At 39.7% G+C, this 14026-nt stretch carries 14 protein-coding genes; 13 read left to right on the forward strand and 1 reads right to left on the reverse strand.

The annotated features are described in order from the left end of the window. Window positions 1–293 precede the first annotated feature (293 nt). Window positions 294–1025, forward strand: a complete 732-nt coding sequence (locus HMPREF2607_RS02100; RefSeq protein WP_048790690.1) for a cyclase family protein — start codon at window positions 294–296, stop codon at window positions 1023–1025. Window positions 1026–1069: 44 nt separating this feature from the next. On the opposite strand, the gene HMPREF2607_RS02105 is transcribed toward HMPREF2607_RS02100, so the two are convergent. Next, entirely contained in the window at window positions 1070–1882 is an 813-nt protein-coding gene (locus tag HMPREF2607_RS02105; RefSeq protein WP_014633589.1) for a Cof-type HAD-IIB family hydrolase, read from the reverse strand. A gap of 208 nt (window positions 1883–2090) precedes the next feature. Here HMPREF2607_RS02105 and HMPREF2607_RS02110 point away from each other — a divergent pair, with 208 nt between their 5' ends. The 12 genes from HMPREF2607_RS02110 to HMPREF2607_RS02165 all read left to right on the forward strand — a co-directional run bounded on the left by HMPREF2607_RS02110 (window position 2091) and on the right by HMPREF2607_RS02165 (window position 13964). After that, window positions 2091–3512, forward strand: a complete 1422-nt coding sequence (locus HMPREF2607_RS02110; RefSeq protein ID WP_002883789.1) for an NCS2 family permease — start codon at window positions 2091–2093, stop codon at window positions 3510–3512. Window positions 3513–3785: 273 nt separating this feature from the next. Beyond that, the gene (gene tsaE, locus HMPREF2607_RS02115) at window positions 3786–4229 is read left to right on the forward strand and encodes a tRNA (adenosine(37)-N6)-threonylcarbamoyltransferase complex ATPase subunit type 1 TsaE (RefSeq protein ID WP_002889989.1); all 444 of its coding nucleotides are present in this window, start codon (window positions 3786–3788) and stop codon (window positions 4227–4229) included. Next, window positions 4222–4743 carry a GNAT family N-acetyltransferase gene (locus tag HMPREF2607_RS02120; RefSeq protein ID WP_021143570.1) on the forward strand — a complete coding sequence of 174 codons (522 nt, stop codon included), beginning with the start codon at window positions 4222–4224 and terminating at the stop codon, window positions 4741–4743. The genes tsaE and HMPREF2607_RS02120 overlap by 8 nt, the downstream gene beginning before the upstream one ends. Window positions 4744–4751: 8 nt before the next feature. Beyond that, entirely contained in the window at window positions 4752–6005 is a 1254-nt protein-coding gene (brpA, locus tag HMPREF2607_RS02125) for a glycopolymer--peptidoglycan transferase LytR (protein WP_014633909.1), read from the forward strand. A gap of 152 nt (window positions 6006–6157) precedes the next feature. Further along, entirely contained in the window at window positions 6158–6631 is a 474-nt protein-coding gene (gene rimP, locus HMPREF2607_RS02130; protein WP_002883745.1) for a ribosome maturation factor RimP, read from the forward strand. A gap of 65 nt (window positions 6632–6696) precedes the next feature. Beyond that, window positions 6697–7896, forward strand: a complete 1200-nt coding sequence (nusA, locus tag HMPREF2607_RS02135) for a transcription termination factor NusA (protein ID WP_070475559.1) — start codon at window positions 6697–6699, stop codon at window positions 7894–7896. Window positions 7897–7916: 20 nt separating this feature from the next. After that, window positions 7917–8213 carry an RNase P modulator RnpM gene (gene rnpM / locus HMPREF2607_RS02140; protein ID WP_002883779.1) on the forward strand — a complete coding sequence of 99 codons (297 nt, stop codon included), beginning with the start codon at window positions 7917–7919 and terminating at the stop codon, window positions 8211–8213. Further along, window positions 8206–8508 (forward strand): YlxQ-related RNA-binding protein, encoded by a 303-nt coding sequence (locus tag HMPREF2607_RS02145; protein WP_002883776.1) that lies wholly within the window; start codon window positions 8206–8208, stop codon window positions 8506–8508. The genes rnpM and HMPREF2607_RS02145 overlap by 8 nt, the downstream gene beginning before the upstream one ends. 18 nt (window positions 8509–8526) lie before the next feature. Beyond that, entirely contained in the window at window positions 8527–11361 is a 2835-nt protein-coding gene (gene infB, locus HMPREF2607_RS02150; protein WP_070475562.1) for a translation initiation factor IF-2, read from the forward strand. Between the two features lie 95 nt (window positions 11362–11456). Then, window positions 11457–11810 carry a 30S ribosome-binding factor RbfA gene (rbfA, locus tag HMPREF2607_RS02155; protein ID WP_002883798.1) on the forward strand — a complete coding sequence of 118 codons (354 nt, stop codon included), beginning with the start codon at window positions 11457–11459 and terminating at the stop codon, window positions 11808–11810. A gap of 64 nt (window positions 11811–11874) precedes the next feature. Next, window positions 11875–12438: an LOG family protein gene (locus tag HMPREF2607_RS02160; RefSeq protein ID WP_014633913.1), complete on the forward strand. Its 564-nt coding sequence runs from the start codon at window positions 11875–11877 to the stop codon at window positions 12436–12438. Window positions 12439–12731: 293 nt separating this feature from the next. Further along, entirely contained in the window at window positions 12732–13964 is a 1233-nt protein-coding gene (locus tag HMPREF2607_RS02165; protein WP_037599039.1) for a lipid II:glycine glycyltransferase FemX, read from the forward strand. Window positions 13965–14026: the final 62 nt, after the last annotated feature.

Raw genomic sequence — 14026 nt, forward strand, 5'->3', positions numbered from 1 at the left:
CAATATTTTTTTAGTCCCTCGAAAATTAGAACACTCTAATTATAGAACGTTACCATGAATTTGTCAATGGTTTTCGTAACAAAAGTGTCATATAATTGAAAAAAACATCAAATTATTGCAAATATACTTTTTTTTCAGACAATAAGTGTTAAGTATAGTTTTAAGCTATATCTAACTAGGGGGGATAGGATTAAGAAAAAATGAGATAAAAGCTTGTAATAGCTGGTGTTGGCTGCTATAATTTCTTCAATTAACTATTTAAGGTTAAATCTATAAGAAAAGAGGGCCTCCTTATGTCAGATTTACTAAGTATTTATAATGAATTGCAATCTAAGAAATGGGTTGACTTGACCCACAAAATTAATGCGGAAAGTCCACATTTCCCAGCCCTTCCTGCTTTGAAACAAGAAGACCTTTTCACATTAAAAGATGGTTTCCATGTTCAAAAATTTACAGTAGTTGGTCAATACGGAACGCATATTGATGCACCGATTCACTTTGTAGAAGGTGGTCGTTGGTTGGATGAGATTGCTCTCAAAGATCTTCTTTTACCACTCTATGTTATCGACAAGTCTAAAGAAGTTGCTGCCAATCCAAACTTTATTTTGAGCAAACAAGATATCTTAGACTTTGAAGCAGAATATGGACAAATTACTGAAGGGGCCTTTGTCGCTTTTCGTAGTGATTGGTCGAAGCTTTGGCCAGATCAAGATGCTATGCGCAACCTTGATGAAAATGGGGTTCAACAGAGTCCAGGGTGGAGCCGTGAAGCTCTAGAATTCTTGATTTATGAACGTAAGATTAAGGCTGTCGGTCACGAGACTTTTGATACAGATGCTGGCATTCCAGCAGCAGAACATGGCTTGGTAAACGAATACTACCTCTTGGAACAAAACATTTATCAGGTAGAAGTTTTGAATCAATTGGATCAAGTTCCAGCCGTTGGTGCTTTGATTTCGATTGCATTTCCTCACTGGGACAAGGCGACAGGCTCCCCAGTGCGTGCAGTGGCTATTTTACCTTAATCATAAGAAAAAACACCGAAGAAATTTTCGGTGTCTTTTGTTATTTATAAGAAGAGTTCCTGGAGTTTGCGAGCAACGCCATCCTCTTCATTAGTCCACTCAATTTGTTCGTTAGCGTGGGGGAGAAGAACAGAGCTAGCATTCTTCATGGCATAACCAGTTTTAGCAAGTTCCAACATCTCTGTGTCGTTGTGTTCGTCTCCAAAAGCAATCAGATCATCCGTTGATTTGCGCATGGCCTTAAGTAAGTAGTTTAGGGCGTAGGCCTTGTTTATGCCTTTAGGCGAAAATTCCAAGATATTAAGCGGGCCACCCCAAGAATCAACTTCAATTTCTTCCTTGAAGTCCTTCTTGATGTCATCGGCAAGTTGGTACTTATCCTCATGACGAGTTTGCATAAGGAGAGCGTTAGGGTTGCGCGTGATTTTAGTTGGTTCTAAACGCATAGCCTCAATAATTTTATCAACACCAAAGAGTTGTGGTTGAATACGCTCTGGGTGATTCATAGTGATATAGAAGTGTTTTCGATATTCACTAGCCAGAAAATCCATCTCTAACTCATCATGACGTTGTAAGAGGCTAATCAGATATTTCTTATCTAATTTAACCGAATGCTCATAAGCCCAGTCTTGGTCTGGAAGATTGGTCAAGGAGCCGTTAAAAGTGATGAGTGGTGTTTCTAACCCTAGCGTTTTGTAATGGTCAATAGCCATACGATAAGGACGACCTGTAGCAATAACGACTTGGTGTCCTTTGTTTTGTACGTCTTTAATCGTTTTTTGTGTAAATTCTGAAATAGTTCCATCTGGGCGCAAGAGCGTTCCATCAAGATCTAGTGCAATCAATTTTTTTGTCATGTTCCTATTATAGCAAAAATCTGTCCTTTGTTGGTGATTAAGAAAGAGCTTTCTAAGAACGTTCGGTTTTTCATAAGAAAAGTCTCAGGAAATAAACCTTGCACCGTCAAATAATTTCAGGTAGAATAGTAATGTTGCATTCTACGTGAGAATGTTCCGAAATTATTCGGATTTTGACAATATTTTTTATTAAGGAGTCTAAACTTTCATGGAAAAGTTTTTCAAATTGAAAGAACATGGTACTGACGTCCGTACAGAAGTGACTGCCGGATTGACAACTTTCTTTGCCATGTCTTACATCCTCTTTGTTAACCCAGCGATGTTGGCTCAGACAGGAATGCCTGCACAAGGTGTTTTCTTAGCAACAATTATTGGTGCGGTTGCAGGGACGTTGATGATGGCATTTTATGCTAACCTACCATACGCCCAAGCGCCTGGTATGGGGCTTAATGCCTTCTTCACCTACACAGTGGTTTTTTCTTTGGGTTACACTTGGCAAGAGGCCTTAGCAATGGTCTTTCTATGTGGTGTTATTTCATTGATCATCACAGTAACTAAAGTACGTAAGATGATTATTGAGTCTATTCCAACAGCCCTCAAATCTGCGATTTCAGCAGGTATCGGTGTTTTCCTTGCATATGTGGGAATTAAAAATGCTGGTTTCTTGAAATTCTCAATTAATCCTCATACCTACACTGTAGCAGGTAAAGGTGCTGACATGGCCAAGGCGTCAATTACAGCTTCATCGTCAGCTACACCAGGTTTGGTTGCTTTCAATAATCCAACTGTAATTGTAGGTTTGATTGGTCTTGCGATTGCGATTTTCTTTATTGTTAAAGGTATTCGTGGTGGTGTTCTTCTTTCAATCCTCGTAACGACTATCATTGCTATTTTTGCTGGTGTCGTTGATCTTGGAAGCATTGACTGGCACGCAGCTAGCTTGACATCATCTATTAAAGATCTTGGTCAGGTCTTTGGTGCAGCGCTTGGATCTAAGGGATTGGGATCACTCTTTGCAGACGTTTCTCGTTTGCCTGGTGTCTTTATGGCTATTCTTGCCTTTTCATTGACTGATATCTTCGATACTATCGGTACCTTGATTGGTACTGGTGAGAAGGTTGGTATCATTGCTTCAACAGGTGATAACAACGAATCAAAAGCTCTTGACCGTGCTCTTTACTCTGACCTTGTTGGTACAAGTATTGGTGCCATTGCAGGGACTTCAAATGTTACAACTTACGTTGAATCTGCAGCAGGTATTGGTGCTGGTGGACGTACTGGTTTGACAGCTCTTGTGGTTGCTGTACTCTTTGCCATCTCTAGTTTCTTTAGTCCAGTGGTATCAATCGTTCCTAATGCTGCCACAGCGCCTATCCTTATTATTGTAGGTGTTATGATGCTCTCTAACCTTAAGAGTGTCGATTGGGAAGATTTGTCTGAAGCTATTCCTGCCTTCTTCACTTCTATTTTCATGGGATTCTCATATAGTATTACCTATGGTATCGCAGCTGGTTTCCTTACTTATACTTTGGTCAAAATCGTCAAAGGTCAAGCTAAGGATGTCCACTTTATTATGTGGATTTTGGATATCTTGTTTATCCTTAACTTCATCAGTATGGCTGTGTTCTAAAGCTTGAAAGTTAAAAGTCTGTATATTTGTCAGGCTTTTTCTTTTGCGATTTTATCTGGGGAATGTGAGAGAGTTTTTTTGATTAACTTTCAAATCTATAGTAAGTTTTACAAAACGATTTCTAATCTATGAGTGATTGATGTGGTTAAAATAAATTGAAGATTAAAATACATATCTTAACTTCTTACTTAAATGATTCAATATTTATAAGTTTCTACTGTATTTTTACAGTGGATTCTAGTCCATATTTTTATTTTTTGATATAATGAAAACATGATTTACAGTCAAAATGAAGAAGAATTGATTAGTATCGGCCAAAAGCTAGGTCGACTGCTCGATTCTGGAGATATAATTGTTCTCTCAGGGGATCTGGGAGCTGGCAAAACGACCTTGACTAAGGGAATTGCCAAAGGTTTGGATATTTCACAGATGATAAAGAGTCCAACGTATACTATTGTAAGGGAGTATGAGGGGCGACTGCCACTCTATCATTTAGATGTCTACCGCATTGGTGATGATCCAGATTCTATTGATTTAGATGATTTTCTGTATGGTGAAGGTGTGACAATCATCGAGTGGGGTGAGCTCCTAGATGAGAGTCTGTTAGGGGATTATCTCCTAATTTCGATATCTCATCATGGAGATGGACGTCAGTTGCTTTTTGAATCTTTCGGTCCTAGAAGTAAGGAGATTCAGGAGGAAATGATAAATGGCTGAGCAAGAATTAGTCATTGAGGAAGCTCAAAGAGAGGATGCTGCCTCTCTAGCTCGTTTACTAGAGACTGTAGCCTTGGAATCGGATTTTCTAGCACAAGATGATAGAAGTTCTATACTGAGTGCTGAACAGTTAGCCACTTATATTGAAAGTCATCAGCATAGGCTTAATGAGATTTGTTTGGTGGCGAAATTGGGTCATGAGGTCATTGGTGTTTGTAATGTTACCTCTGATCAAGATACTAAGACCAGTCATATTGGCGACGTATTTATTGCGGTTTCTAAACCCTACTGGGGGAATGGTGTTGGCCAGTTTCTTATGGAAACAATGATTGACTGGGCAGATCATACACCAACTATCCGCCGCTTAGAGTTGACGGTTCAAGCACGTAATAAACGGGCGGTTCATCTCTATCAAAAATTCGGATTTGACATTGAAGGCACTAAGAAACGTGGTGCAAGAACTAAAAATGGAGAATTTCTAGATGTTTACCTTATGGCTAAACTCATAGATTAGGAAAAAACATGAAACTTGGACGAAAAATTTTATTGATGTTGTTGGCGATTTTTGCAACGACAGTAGTAGCTGCTGGTATTTACCTAACGACAACTTATAATTACGCCACAGGCGAATTGTCAAAAACGTTTAGGGCTTCTAAAGCAACTTCAGGGAATAGTAAGGCTATTCAACAGACTAAGCCTATAACTATTCTCTTGATGGGGGTAGATACAGGATCCAAAGAACGTAAGGAAACCTGGGAAGGAAACTCTGATACCATGATTTTGGTAACAGTGAACCCTAAGACTAAGAAAACAACCATGACCAGTTTGGAACGTGACCTTTTGACAGATATTGAGGGGTCGGGTGAAGCAAAACTAAATTCAGCATATGCTGAGGGTGGTGCTGACTTGGCTATTTCAACCATTCAAAAGGTTTTAGATATTGATATTGACTATTATGCACTGATTAATATGCAGGGTATGATTGATTTGGTAGATGCTGTTGGTGGTATTGAGGTAACGAATCATTTTGATTTTCCAATTTCGATTGCAGAAAATGAACCTGAATTTCAGGCAAAAGTTGAGCCCGGAACCCATAAAATCAATGGTGAGCAAGCTTTAGTCTATTCACGTATGCGTTACGATGACCCTGATGGTGACTATGGTCGTCAAAAACGTCAACGTGAGGTTATTCAAAAGGTTGTAGCTAAGCTATTGAAGATGGACTCTATTGGTTCTTACAAGAAAATTTTGTCGGCTGTAAGTTCAAATGTTCAAACCAGTATCGATCTTGGTGATACCAATACTTTGCGTAGCTTGATGGGTTATAGTGATGCCCTTAAAAATATTAAGTCCTACCAATTGGCTGGTTCGGATGCCATGATCAATGGTGGAAGTTATCAAGTAGCTTCAACTGAGGATATTCTTAAGGTACAAAACCGTATTAAGAAGGAAGTCGGTAAGAAGAAAGTTTCTGAATCTAATCTTAAGACTAGTTTGGTTCTCTATGGTTCTGGTAGCTCTAACTATGGCTCAGATGATTTCGTTAATTCTAAAGGAAGTGCGGCTTCGAGTGAAGCTTCTTCAAATTATGAGGCTGGGACATCTGAGGCAGCTGGTGGTGGATCGGTAAGTACCTACAATGGAGGTACTACCTATAGCAATAACTATAGTGAAAACACAGGTAATTATGTTCAGGAACAAGGTACGACAACCCCTACATACAATAATAATGGATCGGGTGTAACTACTTATAGCACTGTTCCAGCGACGCAATAAATAAGGTTGGGTGATTCCCAACCTTTTTGTTATGAAATGATAGCAATATGGTTATTCCTTGCAATGGCTTTTGAGCTATGCTATAATATAGGAAAATAACGAAAGAGAGGCGGAGTAGAAACTTCGTCTCTTGTGTGTGTAAGGAGGTCATAATGTCGCAAAAAATTATTGATCTCGTGACGGCAGTCGTAGCTCCAGCTATTCCTGAGCCATACGAACTGGTCGATATCGAGTACGAAAAGCTTGGCGGTGACTATGTCTTGTCAGTTTTGATTGATAAGCCAGGAGGTATTACTGTAGAAGATACTGCAGACTTGACTGAAATTATCAGTCCCCTCTTGGATACTATTCAGCCTGATCCTTTCCCGGATCAATACATGCTGGAAGTTTCTAGTCCAGGGTTAGAGCGTCCCTTAAAAACCAAAGAAGCTTTGACAAATGCTGTTGGTCAGTATATCAATGTTAGTCTTTACAAGGCTATTGATAAGATCAAGATTTTCCAAGGTGACTTGGTGGCCTTTGATGGGGAAACCCTAACAATTGATTACCTTGATAAGACTCGCCATAAAACTGTTGAGATTCCCTATCAAACAGTTGCTAAAGCTCGTTTGGCAGTCAAACTCTAAAACTCTTAGTGTAAATAAAGAAAGGATGCCAGTTTTAGCCTTTAGAGGCTAAAACAACAAAGAATATGAGCAAAGAAATGCTAGAAGCCTTCCGTGTCTTGGAAGAAGAAAAACACATTAACAAGGAAGACATCATTGATGCCGTGGTTGAATCGCTTAAGTCAGCCTACAAGCGTCGTTATGGTCAGTCAGAATCAGCTGTAGTTGAATTTAATGAAAAAACAGGTGATTTTCAAGTTTATACCGTTCGTGAAGTTGTAGACGAAGTCTTTGATAGTCGTTTGGAAATTAGCTTGAAAGATGCCCTTGCTATCAGCTCTGCTTACGAGCTTGGTGACAAGATTCGTTTTGAAGAGTCAGTCGATGAATTTGGCCGTGTTGCAGCGCAATCTGCCAAACAAACCATTATGGAAAAGATGCGCAAGCAGATGCGTGAAATCACTTATAATGATTATAAGCAACATGAAGGTGAAATCATGCAAGGAACAGTTGAACGCTTTGACCAACGTTTCATTTATGTGAATCTTGGAACGCTCGAAGCTCAATTGTCACGCCAAGACCAAATTCCTGGCGAAAGCTTTAAGTCACACGACGTCATCGATGTTTATGTTTATAAAGTTGAAAACAACCCTAAAGGTGTTAACGTCTTTGTAAGCCGTAGCCATCCAGAATTCATCAAACGTATCATGGAACAAGAAATTCCTGAAGTATTTGATGGAACTGTAGAAATCATGAGTGTGTCTCGTGAAGCTGGTGATCGTACCAAAGTTGCTGTTCGCAGTCACAACCCTAACGTTGATGCTATTGGTACTATCGTTGGTCGTGGTGGAAGCAACATCAAGAAAGTTGTCAGCCGTTTCCACCCAACACGTTTGGATGCTAAGACAGGAATTGAAGTTCCTGTTGAGGAAAATATTGACGTTATTCAATGGGTTGAAGATCCAGCTGAATTTATCTACAATGCTATTGCACCCGCGGAAGTGGACTATGTTCTCTTTGACGAAGATGATAGCAAACGTGCGACAGTAGTTGTACCAGATAACAAATTATCTCTTGCAATTGGTCGTCGTGGACAAAACGTTCGTTTGGCAGCTCATTTGACTGGTTACCGTATTGACATCAAGTCAGCTTCTGAATATGAAGCACTCGAAGCTGAAAAAGCTGAGGCTGCTACTGAGGAAGTTGTTGACGAGATTGTTGCAGAAGATGCTACACCTGTTGAAGTCACAACAGAAGAAGTAACTGAAACAACAGAAAAAGAATAAGAAGAACATAGAGGTGTTTGATGGCTAAAACACGAAAAATACCTTTACGCAAATCAGTTGTCTCAGGAGAAATCATTGATAAACGTGATTTGCTCCGCATTGTAAAAACTAAAGATGGTGAGATTTTCATTGATCCAACAGGAAAGAAAAATGGCCGAGGTGCTTACATTAAACTAGATAATGAAGAAGCTCTCCAAGCTAAAAAGAAACGTGCTTTTAACCATAGTTTCTCAATGGATGTTCCTGAAAGTTTTTATGATGAACTTATTGCTTATGTGGATCACAAGGTCAAAAGAAGAGAGTTAGGTCTTGAATAACACAGAAAAATTGTCAAATATGTTAGGACTGGCACAAAGAGCTGGAAAACTTATTTCTGGCGAAGAACTTGTCATCAAGGCAGTTCAATCAGGGCAGGCGAGACTAGTTTTTCTTGCCAATGATGCTGGTAGTAACGTGACTAAAAAGACGACTGATAAATGTAACTACTATAATATAGAAGTCTCCACAGTGTTTAACGCACTGGAATTAAGCATGGCTATTGGTAAACCAAGAAAAACGGTTGCTGTAGTTGATGCTGGATTTTCAAAGAAAATGAGGACTCTTATGGACTAAAGAATAGGAGGACATCACGTGTCAAAGAAACGATTATATGAAATCGCAAAAGAGGTTGGTGTAGAAAGCAAGGTTGTTGTTGCAAAAGCTCAAGAACTTGGTCTTTCTGTGAAGAGCCACTCCTCATCAGTTGAAGAAGCTGATGCTAATCGTATCACTTCAAGTTTAAAAGGGGGAACAGCTAAGGCTGAAAGCAAGCCAGCTCCTAAAGCGACACCAACTCCTAAAGAGGAAAAGGTAGCGCCTAAGGTTGATAAGGCACCTGTTGCCAAATCAGCTCCAGCTAAAGAAGCATCGAAGGCTGAAGTCAAAGAAGCCCCTGCGACTCCGAAAAAACCACAAAGCCGTAATTTTAAGGCAGAACGTGAAGCACGTGCCAAGGCAGAAGCAGAGCGTCGTCAAAATGGCGGAGGCCGTGACAACCGTAATCGTAATCGAAATCAACAAGGAAACGATCAAGGTAAACGTCAGAATAATGATCGTCGCAACCAAAATGGAAATGGTCAAGGAAACCGTAACAATGGGAACCGCGATAACAATAGTAATCGTGACCGTAATTTCCAAGGTAAACAGCGCAATAATCAGGGTCGAAATAAACGTAACGATACTGCCCGCAACAATCAGGCAGGTCCACGTATTGACTTTAAAGCGCGTGCAGCAGCCTTGAAAGCAGAGCAAAATGCAGAATATTCACGTCAAAGTGAAACACGCTTCCGTGAAGAAAAAGCTGCAGAGCAACGCCGTGCGAAAGAACAGGAAAAGGCAAGAAAAGAAAAACAACAGGCTGAAGTCGCTGCTCAAAAAGCAGTTGCTGAAGCTAAGCCAGCTCCAAAACCAGCACCGGCTGCTCAACCAGCTCCAGCTGCACAAGCACAAGATACACGTCGTAAAAAGGCACGTCCAGATAAATCACGTGATAATCGTCGCGAGAATGAAGATGGACCTAAGCAAACAAGAAATAATAAGTGGAATAATCAAAACCAAGTGAGAAATCAACGAAATAGTAACTGGAATAAAAACAAAAATAAAAAAGGTAAAAATAACCGTGGTAATTCAGCTCCAAAACCAGTAACAGAGCGTAAATTCCATGAATTACCAAAAGAATTTGAATATACTGAAGGCATGACGGTTGCAGAAATCGCAAAACGTATTAAACGTGAGCCAGCTGAAATCGTTAAGAAACTCTTCATGATGGGTGTTATGGCAACTCAGAACCAATCTCTTGATGGGGATACTATTGAGTTGTTGATGGTTGACTACGGTATTGAGGCAACCAAGAAAGAAGAAGTCGATAATGCTGATATCGAACGTTTCTTTGTTGACGAAGACTACCTCAATAAAGATGCTATGGTAGAACGTGCACCAGTTGTTACTATTATGGGACACGTTGACCATGGTAAAACAACCCTTCTTGATACCCTTCGTAACTCACGTGTTGCGACTGGAGAAGCTGGTGGTATCACACAGCATATTGGTGCCTACCAAATTGAAGAGGGTGGTAAGAAAATCACCTTCCTTGATACTCCAGGACACGCGGCCTTTACATCTATGCGTGCCCGTGGTGCTTCTGTTACAGATATTACTATCTTGATTGTAGCTGCGGATGACGGTGTTATGCCACAAACTATTGAAGCCATTAACCACTCTAAGGCTGCTGGTGTTCCAATCATTGTTGCGATTAACAAGATTGATAAACCAGGTGCTAACCCAGAGCGTGTAATCGGTGAATTGGCAGAGCATGGCGTTATCTCAACAGCATGGGGTGGCGATAGCGAATTCGTTGAAATTTCAGCGAAGTTTGGTCAAAATATTGAAGAATTGCTTGAAACAGTTCTTCTTGTGGCTGAAGTGGAAGAACTTAAAGCTGACCCAACAGTTCGTGCCATCGGTACCGTTATTGAAGCGCGTTTGGATAAAGGTAAAGGTGCGGTTGCAACCCTCCTTGTTCAACAAGGTACTTTGCATGTTCAAGACCCAATCGTTGTTGGTAATACCTTCGGACGTGTCCGTGCTATGACCAATGACCTTGGTCGTCGTATTAAGACTGCAGCACCATCAACACCAGTTTCAATTACTGGTTTGAACGAAGCGCCTATGGCGGGTGACCATTTTGCCGTTTATGAAGATGAAAAAGCAGCTCGTGCAGCCGGTGAAGAACGTGCCAAACGTGCCCTTATGAAACAACGTCAACAAACACATCGTGTTAGTCTTGATAACCTCTTTGATACCCTTAAAGCTGGTGAATTGAAGACTGTTAATGTTATCATCAAGGCCGACGTACAAGGTTCTGTTGAAGCCTTGGCAGCATCACTTCTTAAGATTGATGTTGAGGGTGTTCGTGTTAATGTTGTTCACTCAGCAGTAGGTGCTATCAACGAATCTGATATTACTCTTGCGGAAGCTTCAGATGCTGTTGTTATCGGATTTAACGTTCGTCCTACACCACAAGCACGTCAACAAGCGGAAACTGATGAAGTTGAAATTCGTCTTCACAGCATCATCTACAAGGTTATCGAAGAAATCGAAGATGCCATGAAAGGGATGCTTGATCCTGAATTTGAAGAAAAAGTCATTGGTGAAGCTATTATCCGTGAAACCTTCAAAGTTTCTAAAGTCGGAACAATCGGTGGGTTCATGGTTACTAGTGGTAAAATTACTCGTGATTCAAGTGCCCGTGTGATTCGTGATGGTGTCGTTATTTTTGATGGTAAATTGGCAAGCTTGAAACACTTTAAAGATGACGTTAAAGAAGTCGGAAACGCTCAAGAGGGTGGTTTGATGATTGAAAACTATAACGATATTAAAGTTGATGACGTTATCGAAGCTTACATTATGGAAGAAATTAAACGTTAATTTTGTTAGCTTTTAAGAAAGCTTACTTAGGAGACAAAGCTAGGTCATCTGGCCTGGCTTTTGTTCCATCATAATAAGAGAGAAAGGATAAGACTATGGGAAATTCATTTCGTGTAGACCGTGTTGGTATGGAAATCAAACGTGAGGTCAATGAAATTCTTCAAAAGAAAGTTCGTGATCCACGCGTGCAAGATGTCACTATCACAGATGTACAGATGCTTGGTGATTTGTCAGCTGCTAAGATTTTTTACACCATTCATTCAACCTTGGCCTCAGATAACCAAAAAGCACAAACTGGTCTTGAAAAGGCTACTGGGACAATCAAGCGTGAACTTGGTAAAAAATTGACTATGTATAAGATTCCGGATTTGACCTTTATTAAAGATGAGTCTATCGAATACGGTAATAAAATTGATGAAATGCTTCGTAATTTGGAGCGTAAAGATTAAGAAAAAATTCCTGTCAGTTATGGCAGGAATTTTGCGTTATAATAGAATAAAAAGGAGGACTTCAATGAAAGTAACGGTCTATTTGGGTGCTAATATGGGTGATAATCCTAGCTTTAAGAAAGCAACAATTGCCTTGGGTCAGTGGATTGCTAAAAATGGGCATACCCTAGTCTATGGTGGCAGTAGGATGGGACTTATGGGAGTTCTTGGTGATACGGTTTTGGAAAATGGTGGACAGGCTCATGGCATTATGCCACAATTCCTCAAAGATAGGGAGATAGCTTATGAGGGGTTAACCTCAATGACCATAGTAGAAACTATGGCAGAACGAAAGACTGCCATGCTAGAGCAAGGAGATCTCTTTATCGCCCTTCCAGGAGGTTTAGGGACACTGGAAGAAATCTCTGAAGCTATTGCAGCTGCTCGAGTCGGTAAGTTGGACAAACCCTGTGTTTTCTTCAATCTCAATGGCTATTATGATGCTATGAAAACGATGTTAGATACCATGGTTGCTCATGATTTTTTGGAGGCTGAAACAGCAGCAAAATTCCTCTTTACAGATGATTTTTCAGAAATTGCAGCTTTTGTCCAGTCTTATGAACCACCTCAATTGAGACGTTATCGGTAACTTTATATGATAGGTTAGCTCTCTAAGTTTAAAAGGAGAGCTTTTTTGATGGAGAGACGTTAGTAATTATTTTTTTCTTTTAAATTTCAGAAAATTAACTAAAAAAACCTTAACAAAAATGGTGGATTTGTATATAATAGTGTTTGTAAATTTAATCATTTAACAAATTTTCCTCATCATCTGTGAGTAATATCCATGAATACTTAGTACCCCACTTGGTTAGGAAAACTTTGCCAATCATTTATTTTTATGGGGAATGTGGGATATAGGATGAAATGGAAGGAATGATAAGTATGTCTATTATGGTTAAACATGTGAGTTTTGATGACTATCAAAAAACACAGACAAACTATAAAGATGCCAACTTTTTACAGTCAGCTGAGATGGCTAAGCTTCAGCTAAGCCGTAATCATATCGGAGAAGTAGAGGCTCTGGTTTTTGAAAGGGATGGCCTGCGGATAGGTCAAGCCATCGTTGTCTATAGAAGAAGCTTTCGTATCTTTAGAAAAGCTCTCTTGTTTCATGGACCCTTGCTAGATTACAATTCTATAGCTGATTTGACAGACCTTCTAGAGGCCTTGATACTCTACTTAAAAAAGAAAAATATTGCATCACTTTCTATCCATCCCTATCTTACCGATTTTATTAGGAATGAAGAACTTGAAATCATTGAAGAAGAAAAGGCTGATGAGGTCTCCAAGGTATTTGAAAAATTAGGTTTTGAGCAGTATTTAGATCCAGAACAGGCTCTAGTTGTTAATCAGATGTTTGTAAAACCAATTGATACCTTTACGACTTCTGATGAGATGCTCGCAGCTTTTTCACCATCTTTGAAGCGAGATTTAAAAAAATTCACTGCTTTGCATGTCAAAGTTGAAGAACTACGTGAGGACAATCTCAATCAGTTTTATGACATCCTAGTTCGGACAGCAGAGAGAAAAGGATTTTCAGTTCATCCATTGACCTATTTCCAAGATTTGAAGAGGAACTTTGGAGAATCTGCAAAGTTTATGTTGGCTTATTTGGATTGTCCAGCTTATTTGGCTTATCTTGATGAGAATATTAAATCTTTTGAAGCTAAGATTCAGGCTTTAAAAGATGGCCCACAGAAAAAACGAACCAAGGGTCAGATTGCGGATGCCGAAGATCAGCTTAGAAGTTACTATAAACGTTTAGAGCAATTTAAGACCTACCAAGTCACTGGTGACAAATTACCTCTTTCGGCCTATCTTTTTATGGATTATGGTTCAGAAATTGTCAGCTTTTACGGTGGGAATGATGAAGCCTACCTTAATTTTGGTGGAGCAGTCCTTCTTCATTGGGAAATGCTACAATATGCTAAGTGTGAGGGAAAAGAGCGGTTTAATTTTTATGGGACAATCGAAACTGAAGCGGCAAGTGCTGGAAAAGGGAATTTTAACTTCAAGCGTCAGTTTGGTGGGCAATTAGAGACTCTTGTTGGCTCTTTTGATAAAACCCTAAATCCTTTCTATGATATTTTTAAGAAAACACTAGGTAAAGACTAGTTCCTTGTATAGAAAAAAGTCAATTGAGGTTAAATTCATTACCTCAATTGACTTTTTTTAGT

This window comes from Streptococcus sp. HMSC078H03, assembly GCF_001808655.1.
GTDB lineage: Bacteria > Bacillota > Bacilli > Lactobacillales > Streptococcaceae > Streptococcus > Streptococcus salivarius_G.

Coding starts and splice junctions, on each gene's coding strand:
- HMPREF2607_RS02100 (WP_048790690.1), top strand. CDS start 294: ATGTCAGATTTACTAAGTATTTATAATGAATTGCAATCTAAGAAATGG.
- HMPREF2607_RS02105 (WP_014633589.1), bottom strand. CDS start 1,882: ATGACAAAAAAATTGATTGCACTAGATCTTGATGGAACGCTCTTGCGC.
- HMPREF2607_RS02110 (WP_002883789.1), top strand. CDS start 2,091: ATGGAAAAGTTTTTCAAATTGAAAGAACATGGTACTGACGTCCGTACA.
- tsaE (WP_002889989.1), top strand. CDS start 3,786: ATGATTTACAGTCAAAATGAAGAAGAATTGATTAGTATCGGCCAAAAG.
- HMPREF2607_RS02120 (WP_021143570.1), top strand. CDS start 4,222: ATGGCTGAGCAAGAATTAGTCATTGAGGAAGCTCAAAGAGAGGATGCT.
- brpA (WP_014633909.1), top strand. CDS start 4,752: ATGAAACTTGGACGAAAAATTTTATTGATGTTGTTGGCGATTTTTGCA.
- rimP (WP_002883745.1), top strand. CDS start 6,158: ATGTCGCAAAAAATTATTGATCTCGTGACGGCAGTCGTAGCTCCAGCT.
- nusA (WP_070475559.1), top strand. CDS start 6,697: ATGAGCAAAGAAATGCTAGAAGCCTTCCGTGTCTTGGAAGAAGAAAAA.
- rnpM (WP_002883779.1), top strand. CDS start 7,917: ATGGCTAAAACACGAAAAATACCTTTACGCAAATCAGTTGTCTCAGGA.
- rbfA (WP_002883798.1), top strand. CDS start 11,457: ATGGGAAATTCATTTCGTGTAGACCGTGTTGGTATGGAAATCAAACGT.
- HMPREF2607_RS02160 (WP_014633913.1), top strand. CDS start 11,875: ATGAAAGTAACGGTCTATTTGGGTGCTAATATGGGTGATAATCCTAGC.
- HMPREF2607_RS02165 (WP_037599039.1), top strand. CDS start 12,732: ATGTCTATTATGGTTAAACATGTGAGTTTTGATGACTATCAAAAAACA.